General features: G+C 54.3%; 16 protein-coding genes. 10 read left to right on the top strand and 6 right to left on the bottom strand.

Annotated features, from left to right (window positions below; all coding sequences use genetic code 11):
* Nucleotides 1-16 precede the first annotated feature (16 nt).
* From Q8A57_RS07790 to Q8A57_RS07815, 6 genes are all read left to right on the top strand, one after another.
* On the top strand, nt 17-493 hold the full coding sequence (locus Q8A57_RS07790) for a chemotaxis protein CheW (RefSeq protein ID WP_305170444.1): 477 nt from the start codon (nt 17-19) through the stop codon (nt 491-493).
* A gap of 206 nt (nt 494-699) precedes the next feature.
* Nucleotides 700-2400, top strand: coding sequence for an alpha/beta fold hydrolase (locus Q8A57_RS07795; RefSeq protein WP_305170445.1), 1701 nt, complete (start codon nt 700-702; stop codon nt 2398-2400).
* The gene (phaZ, locus tag Q8A57_RS07800) at nt 2387-3238 is read left to right on the top strand and encodes a poly(3-hydroxyalkanoate) depolymerase (RefSeq protein ID WP_305170447.1); all 852 of its coding nucleotides are present in this window, start codon (nt 2387-2389) and stop codon (nt 3236-3238) included. Before Q8A57_RS07795 ends, phaZ begins: the two co-directional genes overlap by 14 nt.
* Before the next feature lie 106 nt (nt 3239-3344).
* Nucleotides 3345-3761 carry a MaoC family dehydratase gene (locus Q8A57_RS07805; RefSeq protein ID WP_305170448.1) on the top strand — a complete coding sequence of 139 codons (417 nt, stop codon included), beginning with the start codon at nt 3345-3347 and terminating at the stop codon, nt 3759-3761.
* A gap of 136 nt (nt 3762-3897) precedes the next feature.
* Nucleotides 3898-5235 carry an omega-aminotransferase AptA gene (aptA, locus tag Q8A57_RS07810; RefSeq protein ID WP_305170450.1) on the top strand — a complete coding sequence of 446 codons (1338 nt, stop codon included), beginning with the start codon at nt 3898-3900 and terminating at the stop codon, nt 5233-5235.
* Between the two features lie 8 nt (nt 5236-5243).
* Nucleotides 5244-6755 (top strand): CoA-acylating methylmalonate-semialdehyde dehydrogenase, encoded by a 1512-nt coding sequence (locus Q8A57_RS07815; protein ID WP_305170451.1) that lies wholly within the window; start codon nt 5244-5246, stop codon nt 6753-6755.
* A gap of 27 nt (nt 6756-6782) precedes the next feature.
* On the opposite strand, the gene Q8A57_RS07820 is transcribed toward Q8A57_RS07815, so the two are convergent.
* The 6 genes from Q8A57_RS07820 to Q8A57_RS07845 all read right to left on the bottom strand — a co-directional run bounded on the left by Q8A57_RS07820 (nt 6783) and on the right by Q8A57_RS07845 (nt 12153).
* Nucleotides 6783-7514, bottom strand: coding sequence for a YciC family protein (locus Q8A57_RS07820; protein WP_305170452.1), 732 nt, complete (start codon nt 7512-7514; stop codon nt 6783-6785).
* A 229-nt stretch (nt 7515-7743) separates the two neighbouring features.
* Entirely contained in the window at nt 7744-8286 is a 543-nt protein-coding gene (locus Q8A57_RS07825) for a cytochrome b (protein WP_305170453.1), read from the bottom strand.
* Nucleotides 8287-8324: 38 nt separating this feature from the next.
* Nucleotides 8325-8879, bottom strand: a complete 555-nt coding sequence (locus Q8A57_RS07830) for a hypothetical protein (protein ID WP_305170455.1) — start codon at nt 8877-8879, stop codon at nt 8325-8327.
* A gap of 324 nt (nt 8880-9203) precedes the next feature.
* Nucleotides 9204-9689, bottom strand: a complete 486-nt coding sequence (locus Q8A57_RS07835; protein ID WP_305170456.1) for a hypothetical protein — start codon at nt 9687-9689, stop codon at nt 9204-9206.
* Nucleotides 9690-9832: 143 nt separating this feature from the next.
* Nucleotides 9833-10753, bottom strand: coding sequence for a hypothetical protein (locus Q8A57_RS07840; RefSeq protein WP_305170458.1), 921 nt, complete (start codon nt 10751-10753; stop codon nt 9833-9835).
* Between the two features lie 362 nt (nt 10754-11115).
* The gene (locus tag Q8A57_RS07845) at nt 11116-12153 is read right to left on the bottom strand and encodes a GlxA family transcriptional regulator (protein WP_305170459.1); all 1038 of its coding nucleotides are present in this window, start codon (nt 12151-12153) and stop codon (nt 11116-11118) included.
* 81 nt (nt 12154-12234) lie between these two features.
* Here Q8A57_RS07845 and Q8A57_RS07850 point away from each other — a divergent pair, with 81 nt between their 5' ends.
* From Q8A57_RS07850 to nspC, 4 genes are all read left to right on the top strand, one after another.
* Nucleotides 12235-14133, top strand: a complete 1899-nt coding sequence (locus Q8A57_RS07850) for a beta-ketoacyl synthase N-terminal-like domain-containing protein (RefSeq protein WP_305170461.1) — start codon at nt 12235-12237, stop codon at nt 14131-14133.
* Between the two features lie 349 nt (nt 14134-14482).
* Complete coding sequence (speA, locus tag Q8A57_RS07855) at nt 14483-16402, top strand: biosynthetic arginine decarboxylase (RefSeq protein ID WP_305170463.1); 1920 nt, start codon at nt 14483-14485, stop codon at nt 16400-16402.
* Between the two features lie 86 nt (nt 16403-16488).
* Nucleotides 16489-17685, top strand: a complete 1197-nt coding sequence (locus Q8A57_RS07860; RefSeq protein WP_305170464.1) for a saccharopine dehydrogenase family protein — start codon at nt 16489-16491, stop codon at nt 17683-17685.
* A gap of 15 nt (nt 17686-17700) precedes the next feature.
* Nucleotides 17701-18867 carry a carboxynorspermidine decarboxylase gene (gene nspC, locus Q8A57_RS07865; RefSeq protein WP_305170465.1) on the top strand — a complete coding sequence of 389 codons (1167 nt, stop codon included), beginning with the start codon at nt 17701-17703 and terminating at the stop codon, nt 18865-18867.
* Nucleotides 18868-19009: the final 142 nt, after the last annotated feature.

A 19009-nucleotide genomic window follows, 5' to 3' on the forward strand; every position in this document is an offset into this window, starting at 1 on the left:
GTTGGAGACTAGCCACATGAACGAGTTACAGACAGACAGCGGGTTACTGCAGACAGAGGTAGACAGCCTTTTTGTCTCCATTCAAGGGCACCGCCTGCTGGTACCGGCGGCTGGTGTTGCCGAAGTGGTTCAGCAGGTGGTCTGTGAGCCTGCTGACGAGCCAGACTGGTTGGTCGGCTGGATGGAATGGCGATTGCAACGCATTCCCCTGGTTTCCTTTGAGAGGCTGGGTGAAAACGGTGGCAGCCAGTCACCGGGTCGTATGGCGCTGGTGCTGCACGCCATGACCGATAACCAGAAATTCAATTTCTTTGCCTTGCAGATACAGGGTTTTCCACACTTGATGCGCATGACCCCCGCAGACCTGATGCAGGAAATGAGTACAGAGAGTCACCCCTTTGCGATCATGGCCGTGGCCATGGATAGCTGGCAGGCATTGATTCCGGACCTGGAAAAGTTGGAACACTACCTTTCCGAACAGCTTTACCCCTGAGATTGACAGACAAAGACCGCTTGCCCTCCGCCGCTACTTGGATCGCAGAAGTGCTATGCTTACCGAGAACCCTGCAAGGCGGGGGTCGTTTCACAAACAAGCCATACTTTGCGATGCCGCCTGCAGGTGATAGAGTTAGTCGGAAGATCAACCGATCTCCTCTCCCCTTCCCGCTCCTGGTACAACCTTTTTCCTAGGGTGAACGTATGTCCGAAAAGAGCAAAAAGTCTGCAGCACAGATTCAGGAAGAGCTGCTGGCTAAAGCGATCGAGAACACTGTTGCGCTCAATCCTCTGGTGGGCGTTAGTACGGATGACATCAAAAGCGCGGTGAAAAAAACCGCGAAGCAGGCCGCCGCGCAGCCGTCAAAAGTATTGCGCTACAGCAAGCGCTTCGGGCGGCGGGTCGCCGATATTTTGAAAGGCACGGACGAGTATGATGATGCCATCAAGGACCGTCGTTTTTCCGATCCCTCCTGGGAAGAAAATGTTATCTACCGAAAACTGAAACAGGCGTATTTTGCCTGGGATGAATCCCTGGACGAGCTGGTGGATGATCTTGATCTGGATGGGCTGGATCTGCGCCGGGCCAAGTTCGTCAAGGAAGTGCTGACCACCTCCATGTCACCCACCAATTTTCTGCTGGGCAACCCTAAGGCACTGCGCAAAGTGGTTGAGACCAAAGGCAACAGTCTGATCAAGGGACTGAAAAACTACGTTAACGATCTGCAGCACAACCACGGCATGCCTTCCCAGGTGGATAAAAGCAAATTCCGTGTGGGCGTCAATCTGGCTACCACGGAAGGGTCCGTGGTGTACCGCAATGAGCAGTTGGAACTCATCCAGTACCGCCCCCGTACATCAAAGGTGTATCGCCGCCCGCTGTTAATTGTCCCGCCGCAGATCAACAAGTTCTACATTTACGACCTGACACCGGAGAAGAGTTTCTTCCGTTTCTGTCTTGAGCAGGGTTTTCAGGTGTTTGTGATCAGCTGGCGCAATCCGGTGGCGGAAAACCGCGATTGGGGGCTGGATGAGTACGTCACTGCCGCCAGTCAGGCCATCGGTGTCATTCTCGACATCACCCGCAGTAAAGACCTCAACGTGGTGGGAGCCTGCGCTGGAGGTATCACCTCTTCGATCCTGTCGTCCTACCTGAAGGAGACAGGCCGCAATGTGGTCAACAGTCTGAGCTTGTCGGTGTGCATGTTGAGCATGAAATCAAAGGACACGGAAATGAGCGTGTTCACGTCGCCATCATCACTGCAGGCAGCCCGTATCCGCTCCCGCGAGAAAGGTGTGCTGGAAGGCCCTGAGCTATCCCGTGTGTTCAACTGGATGCGTCCCAACGACCTGGTCTGGAACTATCACGTCAACAATTACCTGATGGGAGAAGCGCCCCCGGCGTTTGATATTCTGTTCTGGAACAGTGATTCCACCAACTTGCCGGCCCAGCTGCACTGTGATTTCCTCGACCTGTTTGAGCATAACCTGCTGGAAGAGGGGGAGATGGAAGTACTCGACACCACCATCAACCTGCGCACGCTGGATTGCGACAAATATGTCACGGCGGGGCTGTCCGACCACATCACTCCCTGGAAAGTCTGCTATCAGACGACCCAGTTCGTCGGTGGCAATATCAAATTTGTGCTCAGTTCCAGCGGTCATATCCAGAGTCTGGTGAATCCCCCCGGAAACACCCGGGCAAGGTACTACTGCAATGAAGAGTTGCCCGAATCGCCCGATATTTGGCTGGAGCATGCCGAGCAGCTCGAAGGCTCCTGGTGGACCGACTGGTCAGAGTGGCTAAAAGAGCGCTCCGGAGAACGGAAAACGGCACCGCGCAATCTGGGTAATCGCAATTACCCTACCATGGAGGCTGCCCCGGGCACCTATGTCTACAGCTGAAATGATCCTTGATGAGGTTCAGGATGCACCACATATTGCCAGTGGACTGGAGATCTACTGGCTGACTATCATGGGATTGAATATCCGCGTGGGTATTCGCCGTGGTTTGCGGCAGGGCAAACCCCTGCTGCTGCTCAATGGTATTGGCGCCAGTCTCGAAGTGCTGGAATCCTTTATCAATGCCATGGAAGGGACGGAAATCATTATTTTTGATATGCCCGGAGCCGGAAAATCTGACACCCAGACCTTACCTTGGCTTATGCGTACCTATGCCAAGCTGACGGCAACACTGCTGGATCAGCTCGGTTACACCACCGTGGACGTACTGGGTTTGTCCTGGGGCGGGGCGCTGGCCCAACAGTTTGCCAAGCAATACCCCAATCGCTGCAATAAACTGGTGCTTTGCGCCACCGGTTCCGGGTCCTCCATGTTTCCAGGAAAGCCCGGCACGCTGTTAAGAATGATGAGTCCACGACGCTATCTGGACAAACAGTACATGGCGAAAATTGCCGGGGATCTGTATGGCGGGCGCATGCGATCTGATCCGGCCATGGTGGAAGAACACGCTGGCAAGGTACAGAGCACCAGCAGCCGGGGCTACTATTACCAGGTGCTGGCGTTGGCGACCTGGTCCAGTCTTCACTGGTTGCACCGCATAACCTCGCCGACACTGATTATTCACGGCACCGATGACCCCATTATCCCCCCGGTCAACGCACGCATTATGGCCAGTCGCATTCCCAATGCGGAGCTGTGGCTAATGGACTGCGGACACCTGTTTATGCTCACCATGGCCGACGTTGTCTCCCCCGAAATTATCAACTTTCTGCGCCGATAGCCGTAGTTGTCACGTTCTTGCCATGATCTCCCGATAAAAATTTCTCCCTGTGCAGGCAATAATTCCTCGTATTTTCTGCTGTTGTTGATTGAACAAGGATTCCCCCATGAATGAATTGCCCCGTGGTCTTTCCAATTGGTACACCATTACTCAGCAGCAGATTGACCAGTTTGCCGATGCCACCTACGACCATCAGTACCTGCATGTGGATAGGGAAAAAGCCGCAGCAGGCCCCTTTGGCAAAACCATTGCCCACGGCTTCCTGTACCTGTCCATGGTTTCCCACATGATGCTGGATGATTTGTTGGCGATCATTGGCGAGGGCACCGTACTGAATTACGGCGTCAACCGCCTGCGTTTCGTGTCGCCGGTGACAGTGGATAGTCGAATCCGCCTCCATTGGCAGGTGACCTCAACGGAAACCCAGGGAGAGGGAACCCGGTATACGGTGGATCTGCTGATGGAAATCGAGGGCAGTGACAAGCCGGCCATGGCTGCTGAATGGTTGCTGTACATACTCTAAGTGGTCACGGTTCCACCCTGAAAAAATCCCCTTGACGAACATCGCTGTCAGCACAGATAGTGGTTTCCGCATGGAAAGCCGCCAGCTAGACTAAGGTTATGGCTTTCCTTTTCCCTTTCATTCAGGAACACACGTCATGGACCCGCTAAAGTACCGTGCCGGGGTAACCGACGACCAGTTCAACGCCCACTGGATGCCGTTCACCGGTAACAGAGAATTCAAACAGAACCCGCGCATGATCGTGTCGGCGGAAGGTACCTGGTACACCAGTGCCGATGGCCGTCAAATCTACGATGGCTTGTCCGGGTTATGGACCTGCGGGGCGGGCCACTGTCGTACAGAAATTGCCGAGGCTGTCAGTCGCCAGCTCTCTTCGCTGGATTATTCGCCCGGCTTCCAGTTTGGCCAGCCGCTGTCTTTCCAGCTTGCCGAACGCATTACCGGGTTTATGCCCGAGGGCTTGAATCGCGTGTTCTTCACGGACTCCGGATCAGAGAGTGCGGATACTGCCCTGAAGATGGCTCGCGCCTACTGGCGCAAGAAAGGGCAGGGAACAAAAACCCGGCTGATCGGCCGCGCCAAGGCCTATCACGGCGTGAATTTTGGTGGCATCAGCGTTGGCGGCATTGTTGGCAACCGCATGCTTTATGGTCAGGGAGTGGAGGCCGATCATCTGCCCCACACCTTGTTGCCAGAAAATGCGTTCAGTCGCGGCATGCCGGAGAACGGCGCATACCTTGCCGATGAACTTTTAAACCTGATTGCCCTGCACGATGCCTCCACCATCGCTGCCGTGATTATCGAGCCCATGGCGGGCTCGGCGGGGGTGTTGCCACCGCCGGTGGGCTATTTGGAACGTATTCGCGAGATCTGCGATCAGCACGATATCCTGTTAATTTTCGATGAAGTGATCACCGGCCTCGGTCGCCTCGGAGCGCCCACAGCGGCAGAGTTGTTTGGCGTGGTGCCGGATATCCTCAACCTGGCCAAGCAGCTTACCAATGGCGCAATACCCATGGGCGCTGTGGTAGTGAAACAGGAAATCTATGACACCTTTATGGAGCAGGGGGGCCCCGATTACATGGTGGAATTCCCCCACGGTTACACCTATTCCGGTCACCCGGTGGCCTGTGCTGCGGGGCTGGCTGCCCTGGATATTCTTGAGCGGGAAAACTTGTTTGAGCGGGTTAAAACCCTGGCGCCGGTGCTGGAATCGAAAATTCATAGCCTGAAAGGCACGAAACATGTCGTGGATATTCGCAACTTCGGCCTGGCGGCGGGTATCACCATTGCAGCGGTACCGGGCGAACCCCTGAAGCGCCCCTGGCAGATTGGTATGAAATGCTGGGAGAAGGGATTTTACGTTCGCTTTGGCGGTGACACCGTGCAGCTGGGGCCACAATTTATGGCTACCGAAGCAGAGCTGGATTCACTGGTTAATGCACTGGGTGAAGCTATTAATGAAACCGAGTAAACAGGAACATGACAGCTAAACAGCAGTTAAACATCGAGGAAATTGCCCACTGGATAAATGGCTCAGTGGTGAAGGGCGGCGGTCGCAGTCAACCGGTTTACAACCCGGCCACCGGAGACGTCATCTCCCATGTTTCCCTGGCAGACAGGGCCGTGGTCGAACAGGCCATTGCCGCTGCCGAAGCAGCCTTTCCCGCCTGGCGCGATACTCCGCCGGTGAAGCGCGCCCAGGTGATGTTCCGTTTCAAGACGTTACTTGAGCAGCACAGCGAACGCATCGTCGCCGCCATTACCCAGCAGCACGGTAAGGTGTTGCATGATGCCGCGGGAGAACTCGGGCGCGGTATTGAAGTGGTGGACTACGCCTGCGGTGCACCGCAGTTGCTGAAAGGGGAACACAGCAAGAATGTCGGTGCTGGTATCGACAGCTGGAATGAGCAGCAACCGCTGGGGGTGGTGGCGGGCATCACCCCGTTCAACTTCCCCGCCATGGTGCCCATGTGGATGTTTCCCATGGCTATCGTTTGTGGCAACTGCTTCGTGCTGAAACCCTCCGAGCGCGACCCCGCCCCGGCGCTGATACTGGCAGAACTACTCAAGGAAGCGGGCCTTCCGGATGGTGTTTTTAACGTGGTGAATGGTGACCGCGAGGCGGTGGATACCCTGTTACATGATGCCCGTGTTCAGGCCATCAGCTTTGTCGGCTCCACCCCGGTGGCAGAAAGCATTTACCGAACGGCTACCGCCAATGGCAAACGTGTGCAGGCCCTGGGTGGTGCAAAAAACCATGCCGTCGTCATGCCGGATGCTGACCTCGACAACGCTGTCAGCGCCCTGATGGGTGCCGCCTACGGTTCCTGTGGAGAGCGCTGCATGGCTATCTCCGTAGCGGTGGCGGTTGGCGATGACGTGGCAGATCAGTTAGTCGCCAAACTGCAAAAACAGCTGGGCGTACTCAAAGTGGGGCCGGGCAGCGATAACAGCAACGACATGGGACCACTGATCACCGCCGAACACCTGGCCCGGGTTCGTAGTTACGTTGACCTTGGTCTGCAAGAGGGTGCCGAACTGGTAGTGGATGGTCGCGGCCTGACTGTCCCTGGTAGTGAAAACGGATTTTTCCTGGGTGGTTGCCTGTTCGACAGAGTGACGCCAGAGATGCGCATTTACCGTGAGGAAATCTTTGGCCCGGTACTGTGCGTGGTGCGAGTGACCAGTCAGGAAGAGGCGATGGAACTGATTGATCGCCACGAATACGGTAACGGCACCTGTATTTTCACCCGCGACGGCGAAGCCGCACGCTATTTCACCGACCGTATTCAGGTGGGGATGGTAGGGGTCAATGTTCCGCTACCGGTACCGGTGGCCAGCCACAGTTTTGGCGGCTGGAAACGCTCCCTGTTCGGCGACCTTTACGCTTATGGCCCCGATGCTGTGCGTTTTTACACCCGCCGCAAAACCATCACCCAGCGCTGGCCTTCCAGCAGCGTGCGGGAAGGTGCCAAGTTTTCATTTCCCTGAACAGCCTTCCGCGCTGCCACTGAAGAGTTATTCGTTCAGTGCGTCACCTTGAGCTGGCACCTCTTCTCCACCTGATGAGGATTGGGCGTCCAGGTGAAGGGTAAATACCCTGAAGCAAAAAATGGTGGTGCAGGCAGAAATAATTGAGGCCAACAGGTTTGAGATAAAGGTATAAACAGTGCCGTTCAGGCCGACTGCTGCCACTAACCTTTCCAGAACAGCGAAAGGAATAATGATGGCCAGCGCAATCACCAGCAGACCGCCGAGAATTTTCCACTGGTATTCGCGGCTTTGCTCCCAGCTGGACTTGAAGGCATCCAGCGGAGCTTCTTCATGCAGTAGACAGTAAAACTCTGCAAAAGCCACGCGGGCAGCGACGATAAGCCCCGGCAAAATCAACAGCATGCATCCGCCCATTATGGCGAGACCCATCAGCAGGTAGAGCACCAGGAGTGGGAGCCAGAATTTCATCGATTGTTTGTAGTATTGGCCTACGTTCTGGTGTTCGTCTTTGATCACTGCGGCGAGAAAGAAAATCAATGCGCCCTGGTAAAGCGGGAAGGCAAAGAGTTCCAGTAACAGGGCGGGCCATAGGATCTGTGCTTCGTCATTGGAATAAAATCCAGCCGCCATACTGATTAGGTTCAGGGGTATCAACAGTGGCAACAACACCGCACAAAGGCCAATAAAATGGGTGGTGAAAAAATACCAGGTGTCCTTTAGAAGGGTAGAGAGGGAGAAGTCAGCGTGCTTGGTCATGTGCAGTCCTTGTCAGTTGTCATCAATTCCGTTACTCATCGCGTGAGTGATATAAGGCGTTTTGAAACGATCAGTACAAATTCTGCATGAATTTACCTCGCTTGCATAACCACAATACTATCGCCGGTAAAGATAAGAGCATGAAGGGCTTTGGCTGAATCCGGCCTAGAGGTAAACCGCACAAAAAAGGGTCCATATGGACCCTTTTTTATGGCTGCCAGAATGGCAGTTACCAACGCATCATCCGCCGCACAATGCCGTCATTGCGGAAGGCGTGGTAAATCGCGCCGCTCACGTGCACAGCAATAATGCCCAGCAATGCCCAGGCCACCCAGATATGAATTTCGCCCCAGAACTCGTTCAGTTCCTCGCTGGGGGCCGCAATGCGCGGGAATTCAATGGTCCACCAGTAAACCGTATCCCAGCGGGTGTGTGCCGATGACAGGTAACCGGTCACGCACACCGCCAGTATCAGCACATAAACGGCCACGTGGGCGGCGATGGCCGTTACGTTCATCCACGGCGTCATATCCGTTGAGTCAGGGGGTGCTGGCCGGTGTCGCAGGCGCACATACAGCAGCATAAAAACAACAATCACCAATGTGATGCCGATATTCTTATGCAGCTGGAAAGGGAACGCGCGGAACTGTAATTCCCGCGAGGGCAGCGGCAGCCCCATCATCCACCAGCTTGAAATAAATAAGAAGAAAATCGAAACAGCCAGCAACCAGTGCAGGGTGACCGCCGTTCTATTAAAGCCTTGTCTTTGCATAGCAGAGTCCGTTTATTATCGTTGTGGCAGTGGGTTGTTTATTGCGCTTCGGCTTCGGTGTGTCGGCCAGCCAACGCCCCGGCCACCAGCATAAGATGCAGAATAAACCACAGCAGAATTCCACCCAGGTAAACATCGCGCAGGGTGGGACCGGTATTCACCACAACAGCAAACTGCAACAGGTCGATGGCTGCCAGGCCGCCGAATACCACCAATGCTGCCTTCGACGCCCAGGGGGTGTAATTCACTAAAGCACCGCCAATGATAATGGAGCCAAACGCCAGCACTGTGCCAATGGCCGACAGGGTGATCTGTGCACTGGGGAACCAGTCCGGTGCCGACAGTGCAATGCCCCTCACATGTTGAATCAGGTACTCACACTCCGCCACGCTGATGCCTTCCTCTTCCAACTCTTCTTCCGGGCAATCGGGCTCTGGCATCACGCCATCTGCAGGCATGTTGTTGGTGATCACCACCTGTTTCATCACCTCGTTGCCATGCACGGCGGTCAGGAATACTCCGAGCATAATGGCCACTACCCCGAGGATACTGGCCCAGTGCGGCATAAAAGTTGTGTTGTTAGGGTTAGGCATGCAACACCTGTCCTTTTTTATAGTTAGTTAAGTTGCGCTTTCCATGGCCAAATCCCACGGCTGACAGGCTTTTCAGCTTTAGATCTGTATATTTAACAGATTAGACAACGCTAACAAGTTAGCACTATCAAAACGAGAAACAAACTGATCCTGACATCACCACTGACCTTTGCTCACCAGATTATCCATGGCAGAAAAAAATAACAAGGCAGCGTTGATACCCTGAATACGCCAAGTGTGAACTTCAGCCTGAAGCTTTCCACTCAAAGCCAGTGGTCGTTGCGATCCAGCGATCGTTCATATGAATATTGATAGCTAAAGCTCTCAGACTTGCTTCGGCAATGGGAAGACCAACTGTTTGACAACATCGTCCATAGAACGATCGCCATTGCCCGCTGCCTCGAGTTCGGCGGCGTCTAGAATCGACTGTTCATGTACGACCATTGAGTTTGCCAGTTGCTGGTATTCTGGAGGCGCCAACTCGGCGATCTGACGGTAGCGTTGCACAAATGGTTTGACGACTGTTGCCAGATGCCCCATTGCAGCCTCCCAATCCATGCCTTCAAAAGTTTGATAGAAATCATTTCCCTGATTACGCGACTCATCAAGCTCAATGAGGTCGAGACCGAGCTGCATAAGAGCCGGCCGGAGGCGAGCCTTGGCTTCGGTCTCGAGTTGAAGCAACGTTCCAAGCTTGTACAGTTGGTCTGCACTACCGTAGTGCTCGAGCATTCGAGAAAACAATACCTCGCCGATCACCTCACCTTGGTACAGCTCCACTAACCCGACCTTGAATTCCTGTAATGACATTTGATGTCTCCCTTCTGGTGTTACACGTCGGCCCACTGGAGCCTGTCACCATTCTTCTGTGGCTGAGGCTCTAACGCCAGCCGTAACCGGCGCATTTGCAGTGAGCGCAGCGAACGAAAAATGCGTCCGAGTTTACGGCATTGTTAGGGGTAATCTGCATCGGGCTTCAACGCCTGTGACACATAATTAATTAGCGAAATAGCTTTCAAACTGTTGATGTTGCTTCCGTAATCTAATGACTCTCCATGCAAAACCATATGCCTATTGAGTAGATTGAAACCCTCTTCTCGTTCATGCTCAGAAGCACTTATTGGTGTGCTGGCAGCCAGCGGGCTTAATAATGCTGCCTTGTATGTGTCTGCCGCTACTTGTTCAACATAAATCGCAGTTCGAGGCTTTTTATGTTTTTTTATGAATAAGTATTGATCTACCACTTCTTTACAAACCCCGTCTGTTTGCGCTAGCAACACAGGGATTGACAAGTAATATTCGCCGTTACGATGTGCTTTGATAGCGGAGCTGATGATATGCGACCTATGGGGAAACTGAGCAGTAATTGTTTTTTCAATTTCATCCAGTTGACTTTCAAAATACTCTACTAGAGCCTCCTCAACCTCCTCAATTTCACCGCTGGATATTGCCTTCTTAATTTCCCAAAGACTTGGTAGTGGCATATTAAAATCTAAATACCAACCGTGCTGAGCAAGTAAAAGTAGAGCTTCTTGAATTTTTGGAGGCAACTCTCTAAAAGAGCGCTGCAATTCCTCAAAGGCTGGACTAATAATGCCACTGAGAGATTTTTGGTATTGTTCAATTTGTTTTGTAAAAGGGTTTAAGTCTGGCAACTGATAGTTGGGTAACTTTATACTTTCGAAGGCTTTTTGAAGTTTTCTTTGCTCCTCTAGGAAGGGGTCTATTGGTGATTTGAGAGCTTTTTGCAGTTCAAGAGTTGGGCGCAAGGCTTTTTCTATCGCCTTCTGCGCTTCCATAACTGGCCCTAACTGGCCATGTAATCGATTAGATATTTGCTTCCATTGTTTCAGGAGCTTTTCAAAATCGTCCATCCCGTTTCCTTTCATTGCCTAGAACCCTAATTGACCCCTAACAGTCTGTTAATGAGGCCTTCGGCCTCATAATCATTATTATCGGGGGGCCCTTATAATAAGTTATCGGGGCAATGCCGGGTTTCTCTATCGCAATGATATTAAAAGAATAATTATGTTTCCCCTCGTTTGGGATCAGGATTATCAGGGCATTTTTCTGCCTGATATTAAAAAAAGACTGGGATGGGGTGAAAACTGTGTTGGGGGAGGTTGAATAGCCCACGATAGCGCTTCCTTTGCGTTCAATGCGTCCTTGTTTGGCGTCTGCACAGTATTCCATTGCAGGTGTTGAGAGGCAATCTCACAACAGACCCAGAATAGGCTCAATGCGCACTAAACAACTTTGCCCTCACTGTCTCCCGGTATTTCATGGGCGAGGTGCCAAATTGGCGATGGAAGATTTTGCTGAACGCCGCCGCATCCTGGTAGCCGCAGTGAACAGCAATTTCCGAGATCGATAAATTCGATTTCTGTAAAAGCTCCCGGGCGTTGTTAAGGCGGGTGCGCTGTAAATATTGCAGCGGGGTTTTGCCAAGGGCGTTTTTAAAGCGCCGGTCGAAGGTGCGCATGCTGAAGCCGAACTGTTTGGCCACGTCGCTGATTTTGATGGGCTTGCTGAAGTTGTCTTCGAACCAGATTTGCGCCTGCACCACCTGTTCGTCCGGGTGATATTCCACGTTGTCCGAAAAATAGCTGGTGGGTTCAAAGGAGCTGCGGATTTCGTGAAAGAAGTTGCGCTCCACCTGGGTGGCAGCGTGGCGACCGTAAAGCCGAGCCACAAGGTGCACCATCAGTTCTGCCATGGCGTTCACGCTGGCGGCGCAATACAGGTTGCCTGCCTGGGTGATGAAGTACTGGCGCTTCAGGTCCACCGCCGGGTAGTCCTTCTGGAACTGGTCGAAGTAATGCCAGTGGGTGGTGGCGGGCTGGTTGTCCAGCAATCCCGCCTCCGCTAGAAAACAGACCCCGGTACCAACGGCGATCATCACTGCGCCCTGTTTTGCCTGCCGTTGCAGCCAGGGTACGTAGGCGCGGTATTTTTTCAGGGCTGGTCGCGGGTTGCGCCACAGGGCGGGCAGACAGACGATATCGCAGTGTTCAATTTCGTCCACGGTAGCAAAGGGCTGAATGGCAAAACCGGAGGGGGAGTCCACCGGTTCCCGGTCGATGGACAGGGTGCAGGCGGCTATGGTTTTTGCCTCGGGGTTAATGGCGCGCTCGGCAGCCTCTGCGGTACGCAGCATTTCTACGGGAAGTGTAGCGCTGGTGCCGAGCAGGTTGTGGTACAGCAGAGTGCAAACCTGTAGAGGTTTTGGTGGATTAATGGGTTTTTTGGCCATAATGGGAAAATATATGGCCATAATGAACAAAAATCAATGACGGATGATTGATAGACTGCGTCAATCAATTGATTCATGCAGTTCTACAGGACCCCGTTTCCTATGCAAGCTTTACCCGTTATTGTCGGTTTTGGTGGCTACAATGCCGCCGGTCGCAGCTCTTCCCACCAGGCGTTTCGCCGCATGGTGCTGGATTCCCTTCCGGCACAAGAGCGTGAAGAAACCATTGCCGCGCTGGCCTGCCTGATGTCGCTAGTGAGCTGGGACGGTGAATGCTACCGGGATGGCGATGGCAATAGCCTCGACCTTGCTGCTGTAGCGGCCAAATATGCCGGACAGGTGCTCGACGGAACCCTGATCCGCCGTCTTGAAACTTCTCTCTATGATCCCGACCAGGTGCTGGCTCACAAACGTGTGAAGGTGCAGCCGGGTGACGATGGCCAGGTCAGTTTCAAGCTGGGTCGCCGCGATATGCCGGGAAAAGTCCCTGGCCACTGGCAGGTAGAACCCGAAAACGGCAGCTTCGAGGTGCGCAGCAAGGATAACGGTGAATTCCTGGTTCCTGTATACGATAGCCAGGCTGCTCAGGCCGCCGGTCAACTGCCTTCCGGTTTTGATCCTGCCGAACAATACAATTCCCGTTTTCATCCCCGTGGTCTGCAAATGGCCCTGCTCGGTGCCAGCGATGCGCTGCATTCCGTAGGCGTGCCCTGGGAAACCATTGCCGCTTCGGTGCACCCGGATGAAATTGGTGTTTACGGTTCCAGCGTGTTCGGTCAGTGTGGCCCCGAGGGTTTTGGTGGCCTGCTGCAAAACCGTCTCAAGGGTGAGCGCACTACCTCCAAGCAGCTGGCGCTGGGTCTGAATACCATGCCAGCAGATTTTGTGAATGCCTATGTGCTGGGCAGTGTTGGCCACACCGAGGCCATCACCGGTGCCTGTGCGTCGTTTCTGTACGTGTTGCAGGCAGCGGTCAAGGATATTCGCAGTGGTCGCCGCCGGGTGGCCATCGTTGGCAATGCCGAGGCCAGCCTGACACCGGAAATTTTCGAAGGCTTCACCAATATGGGTGCTCTGGGTACCGATGAGGGGCTCTGTAAGCTCGACGGCTCCAGTATCCCCAACTGGCGACGTGCCAGTCGCCCCTTTGGTGACAACTGCGGCTTTACCCTGGCGGAGGGCACCCAGTTTGTGGTGCTGATGGACGATGCCCTGGCGATGGAGCTGGGTGCCGATATTCACGGTGCCGTGTCCGATGTGTTTATTAACGCAGATGGCCTGAAAAAATCTATTTCCGCCCCCGGTGCCGGTAACTACGTGTCATTTGCCAAGGCGGTGGCTTCCGCCGTGGCGGCCTTCGGTGAAGAGGTGGTTCGAGAGCACAGTTTTATCCATGCCCACGGTTCCAGCACGCCAGCCAACCGGGTTACCGAGTCGGAAATATTTGATGCGGTGGCAGGGGCGTTTGGCGTATCCGATTGGCCGGTGGCCGCGGTGAAGTCCTATGTGGGCCACACCATTTCTTCCGCCAGCGGCGATCAGATGATGGCGGCGTTGGGCACCTTTAAATACCAGCTGATACCCGGTATCAAAACCATTGATGCCGTCGCCGAGGATGTGCACCAGAAACATCTTAGCTATCCGCTGCAGGATCTGGATACCAGCGAGCGCGGCATGGAGCTGGCCTTTATCAACTCCAAGGGTTTCGGCGGCAACAATGCCACCGCGGTAGTGGTAGCACCCCAGAAAGTTGAGGTCATGCTGGCCCGCCGTTATGGCGATGCCATGGCGCAATACCAGAAACAGCGCGAAAAAACCCGTGAGGCCGCAGCTGACTATGCCGCCAGGGCGGATCGCGGTCAGTTGGATGTCATCTACCGCTTTGGCGAGCCAGTGATTGAGGAAAATGGCATCAAAATTACCCGTCAGGGCATGTCTGTGCCGGGTTATGAGCTTGATGTGGTGTTCGATCAGGCCAATCCCTGGCCGGATATGGCGTAACGCCGTCATTCAAAATCGGCTTGTTTGCTGGCCGCTGGCATCAGCGGCCGGGCTCAGCGGGCAATTCAATGTGACCCCGAGAGACTGGCGGGTCGGAATTTATTTTTTCCTGTTCTAGAATTGTCTTTTCACGTTCATATTTTTTTGTGAAAGTGGCGCCCCCCTGCGATTTGTCTCAGACTGCAGCGGGTAACAATTTTGCCGTTGTGGCTCGGGTTCGGAGACTGGTTTCTCCGGATGGTGGTACTACTCTTCTATCTGTTTTTCTGGGGGTACTTATCATGAACAGGATGATGACGTTTTTTCTGCCACTGCCGCCTGCCGGCGTGGACAACCCGGGGATACAGCATTGAATGCCCCCGAGCAAAAAGGGTGGAGTACAGCTGATTCAGCCATTCTCTACGGCGTCAACGATTGGGGTGCCGGTTATTTCGACCTGAATGACAGGGGCGAAATGTCGGTGCTGATTCCCCGCAAAAAGCGCCCCCTGAGCATATCCCTGATGGATATCGTCGCCGGTCTGGAAGATCGCGGCCATGCCATGCCCGTGCTGCTGCGCATTGAAAACCTGCTGGACGATCGCATCGCCTGCCTCAACGAGAGCTTTGCCGCGGCCATCAAACAGCAGGGCTATCGAGGCGAGTACCGCGGCGTGTTCCCCATCAAGGTGAACCAGCAGTGTCACGTGGTGGAGGAAATTGCCAAATACGGTGGTCAGTATCACCACGGCCTGGAGGCGGGCAGCAAGGCGGAGCTGATTATCGCCATGTCCCACTTGCGGGACCGCGAAGCCTGTATTGTCTGTAATGGCTACAAGGATGCGGAATTTATCGAGCTGGGTTTGCACGCGCGCAAACTCGGCCTGAAATGCTTTTTCGTGATCGAGACACCCTCGGAACTCGCCATCATTCTGGAACAGAGCAAGCGACTCGGCATTGAGCCGCTGATCGGTGTGCGCGTGAAACTGGCTGCCAAGGTGGAAGGCCACTGGTTTGAAGACAGCGGTGAACGCTCGCTGTTTGGCCTGACTATTACCCAGCTGATTGAGGTGGTGGACCAGCTGCGCGAAGCGGACATGCTGCATTGCCTGCAATTGATGCACTATCACATCGGTTCACAGATCCCCAATATCCGCAATATTCGCGACGGGGTACAGGAAGCCTGCCGCTATTTTGTGGACCTGGTGAAGGAGGGTGCGCCCCTCGGTTACCTCGACCTCGGCGGCGGCCTGGCGGTGGATTACACCGGCGCCAACACCAACGAAACCCACAGCAAGAACTACTCTCTGGAAGAGTACTGTGTGGACATCGTCGAGACCATCAGCGAGGCGCTGGACAGTTACGATGTGCCTCACCCGACCATCATTACCGAGTCGGGCAGGGCTACGGTCGCCTATTCGTCCTTGCTGCTGTTCAATATTCTCGATGTCAGCTATTTCAAATCCAACGGTCTGCCTGAGGCTCTGCCCGAAGATTGTGCGGAGTCCCTGACCAACCTGTGGGCGACACTCGACCTGCTGGGTGAAGACAATGTTCAGGAGTGCTGCAACGACGCGGCCCACTATCGTGAGGAAATGCGCCGTATGTTCCGTCAGGGGCAGGCAACCTTGCGTGAGCTGGCACTGGCGGAAAATCTCTACCTGGAAATTCTGCAACGGACCCGTCAGCTGTTGCCGAAGTTACGGCGTATTCCTCCGGAACTACAAAACCTCGACGAGGCACTAGCCGATATTTACTACGGTAATTTCAGTTTGTTCCAGTCGCTGCCGGATTCCTGGGCCATTGACCAGATTTTTCCGATCATGCCCATTCACCGACTGGATGAAGAGCCCAAAAACAAGGCGGTGATCGCCGACCTGACCTGTGATTCCGACGGCAAGCTGGACCTGTTTGCCAATGCCGACGGGGAAACCCGCACGCTGCCCCTGCACGATCTGAAAGAGGGTGAGGAATATTACCTGGGGGTTTTCCTGGTGGGTGCTTACCAGGAAACGTTGGGTGATTTGCACAACCTGTTTGGCGATACTCACGTGGTCAGTGTGCGCATTGATGGTGATGGCGACTTTGAATTTGTGGAAGAAATCCAGGGCGACACTATCGGTGACGTACTCAGCTACGTAGAGTACAACCCCAAGGAGCTGTACGAGCAGTTCCGGGTGGGCGCCGAGGCGGCGGTCAAGTCCGGTAATATCAGTGTCACAGAACGTCGTAAGATGTTGCAGACATTCAGTAATAGTCTGAACGGTTACACTTATTTCGAGCGAGATTAAAAGGGTGTTTTTTCGTGATGGCTTCCGTGCACTCACAAAAAATTCATCATTTTTAAATTAATCCTTAGTTATTGAAGGAATCAGTTATGGCAAAAGTACTGATTATTGGTGCCGGCGGTGTCGGTGGCGTGGTAACCCACAAGTGTGCACAACTTACCGAGGTGTTTGAGGAGATCGTGCTGGCCAGTCGCACCGAGGAAAAGTGCCGACACATCGCCGCTCAACTGGATCGTCCCATTGAGACTGCCCAGGTGGATGCCGATAACGTGCCGGAGCTGGTGGCGCTGATTAATCGCGTCAAGCCGGACCTGGTGATCAACGTGGCGCTGCCCTACCAGGATCTGACCATTATGGACGCTTGCCTGGAAGCGGGCGTCAACTACCTGGATACCGCCAACTACGAGCCGCTGGATACCGCCAAGTTCGAGTACAGCTGGCAGTGGGCCTACCAGGACAAGTTCAAGGAAGCAGGGCTGATGGCGCTGCTGGGTTCCGGCTTTGATCCCGGCGCCACCAACGTGTTCACTGCGTACATCGCCAAGCACTACTTCGATGAAATCCATACGCTGGACATTATTGACGTTAATGGCGGCGACCACGGTTACCCGTTTGCCACCAACTTCAACCCGGAAATCAATATCCGCGAAGTGACCGCCGAGTGCCGTCACTGGGAAAACGGTGAGTTTGTTACCACCCCGGCGATGTCCACCAAGCAGTCCTTCACCTGCCCGGACGGAGTGGGTACTTACAACATCTACCGCATGTACCACGAAGAGCTGGAGTCGCTGGTGAAAAATTTCCCCAGCCTGAAACGCGCCCAGTTTTGGATGAGCTTCGGCGAAAGCTACCTGAAGCACCTGGAAGTGCTGGGCAATGTGGGCATGACCGGCATCGAACCGGTGGAATTCAATGGCCAGCAGATTGTGCCGATTCAGTTCCTGAAGCGCCTGCTGCCTGACCCGGCCAGCCTCGGTCCGCGCACCAAGGGCAAAACCTGTATCGGTTGCGTGGTAACAGGCGTGAAAGACGGCAAACCGAAAACTGTTTACCTGTACAACATCTGCGATCACCAGGCATGTTATGCCGAGGTTCAGTCCCAGGCGATTTCCTACACCACCGGCGTGCCGGCCATGATCGGCGCCAAGATGATGCTGGAAGGCAAGTGGCAACAGGCTGGTGTCTGGAACATGGAGCAGATGGACCCCGATCCGTTCATGGAAGACATGAACAAATACGGTCTGCCCTGGGCAGTAATCGAAGAACCCGGTTTCGACCTGGTCTGATTCGGAAAGAACCCATTGGCTAACAATCCCTTTGACGGCTTTGATGCCCGCCGCGTGCCTTCGCCCTGTTTTGTGGTGGACGAGGCCGCGGTGGAACGCAACCTGCAGATTCTTCACCGCGTGCAGGAGGAGAGCGGCGCCAAAGTGCTGGCGGCGCTAAAGGCATTTTCCATGTGGAGCCTGGCACCGTTGGTGTCGAAATACCTGTCTGGCACCTGTGCCAGTGGTCTGCATGAGGCGCGTCTGGGGTATGAGGAGTATGGCGGTGAAGTACATGTGTTCTCCGCGGCCTACACTGAACACGACCTGGCAGAAATCCTCAAGATCGCTGACCACGTGGTGTTCAACTCCTTTGGTCAGTGGCAGCGCTTTCAGCCGCTGTTGCAGCAGGCGAAACAGGAAAGACCGCATTTAAAGTATGGTCTGCGGATTAACCCCCGCCACTCCGAGGGCGAGGTCGCCATTTACGACCCCTGTGCGCCCTGTTCGCGGCTGGGTATCCCTCTGTCGCAATTCGAGGGTGAGTCACTTGAGGGCATCAGCGGCCTGCATTTCCATACCCTCTGCGAACAGGATGTGGAGCCGTTGAAGCGCACGCTGGCAGCTGTTGAGGCGCAATTCGGCGACGTGCTGCATACCATGGAATGGGTCAATTTCGGCGGCGGCCACCACATTACCCGACCAGATTACCAGGTGGATGAGTTAATCGAGCTGGTGAAAACCTTTAGTGCCAAATACAACGTGCAGGTATTCCTGGAGCCCGGCGAGGCGATTGCTATTCATACTGGCGTGCTGGTCACCGAGGTGCTCGACCTGACCTGGAACGATATGGATCTGGCGATTCTCGATACCTCTGCCACCTGTCATATGCCGGACACCCTGGAAATGCCCTATCGACCCCACGTGCTGGGGGCGGGTCAGCCCGAAGAAAAGGCCCATACTTACCGTCTCGGTGGCATGACTTGCCTGGCGGGGGATGTCATTGACGATTACAGCTTTGACCAGCCCTTACAGGTGGGCCAGCGGTTAGTGTTTGACGACATGAGCCACTACACCATGGTGAAAACCAGTACCTTCAACGGCATTAATCTGCCCGCCATCGCCATCTGGAATTCCGAAACTGATGAATTGCGTGTGGTAAAGCAGTTCGGCTATGAAGATTTCAAACAACGGCTGAGCTAAGCTCGGTTGCACAGGCATTCAAAACAGCCCGGCGGGAAACCGTCGGGCTTTTTTTGTGGTGTGAGATTGTCAGAGGTGGCGGGCTTTCATCGGAGTTCTGATCAGGGCCATAGCCAGAATCAATAGGCCACCTTATTGCAAT

Origin of the sequence: Porticoccus litoralis (assembly GCF_030676955.1) — a bacterium.
GTDB classification, from domain to species: Bacteria; Pseudomonadota; Gammaproteobacteria; order Pseudomonadales; family Porticoccaceae; genus Porticoccus; species Porticoccus litoralis.

Bases quoted from the DNA above. Each gene is read 5' to 3' on its own strand.
- phaZ (WP_305170447.1), top strand. From the start codon at position 2,387: ATGTCTACAGCTGAAATGATCCTTGATGAGGTTCAGGATGCACCACAT.
- Q8A57_RS07795 (WP_305170445.1), top strand. From the start codon at position 700: ATGTCCGAAAAGAGCAAAAAGTCTGCAGCACAGATTCAGGAAGAGCTG.
- Q8A57_RS07845 (WP_305170459.1), bottom strand. From the start codon at position 12,153: ATGGCCATATATTTTCCCATTATGGCCAAAAAACCCATTAATCCACCA.
- Q8A57_RS07805 (WP_305170448.1), top strand. From the start codon at position 3,345: ATGAATGAATTGCCCCGTGGTCTTTCCAATTGGTACACCATTACTCAG.
- Q8A57_RS07815 (WP_305170451.1), top strand. From the start codon at position 5,244: ATGACAGCTAAACAGCAGTTAAACATCGAGGAAATTGCCCACTGGATA.
- Q8A57_RS07840 (WP_305170458.1), bottom strand. From the start codon at position 10,753: ATGGACGATTTTGAAAAGCTCCTGAAACAATGGAAGCAAATATCTAAT.
- aptA (WP_305170450.1), top strand. From the start codon at position 3,898: ATGGACCCGCTAAAGTACCGTGCCGGGGTAACCGACGACCAGTTCAAC.
- Q8A57_RS07860 (WP_305170464.1), top strand. From the start codon at position 16,489: ATGGCAAAAGTACTGATTATTGGTGCCGGCGGTGTCGGTGGCGTGGTA.
- Q8A57_RS07835 (WP_305170456.1), bottom strand. From the start codon at position 9,689: ATGTCATTACAGGAATTCAAGGTCGGGTTAGTGGAGCTGTACCAAGGT.
- Q8A57_RS07790 (WP_305170444.1), top strand. From the start codon at position 17: ATGAACGAGTTACAGACAGACAGCGGGTTACTGCAGACAGAGGTAGAC.
- Q8A57_RS07850 (WP_305170461.1), top strand. From the start codon at position 12,235: ATGCAAGCTTTACCCGTTATTGTCGGTTTTGGTGGCTACAATGCCGCC.
- Q8A57_RS07830 (WP_305170455.1), bottom strand. From the start codon at position 8,879: ATGCCTAACCCTAACAACACAACTTTTATGCCGCACTGGGCCAGTATC.
- Q8A57_RS07820 (WP_305170452.1), bottom strand. From the start codon at position 7,514: ATGACCAAGCACGCTGACTTCTCCCTCTCTACCCTTCTAAAGGACACC.
- Q8A57_RS07825 (WP_305170453.1), bottom strand. From the start codon at position 8,286: ATGCAAAGACAAGGCTTTAATAGAACGGCGGTCACCCTGCACTGGTTG.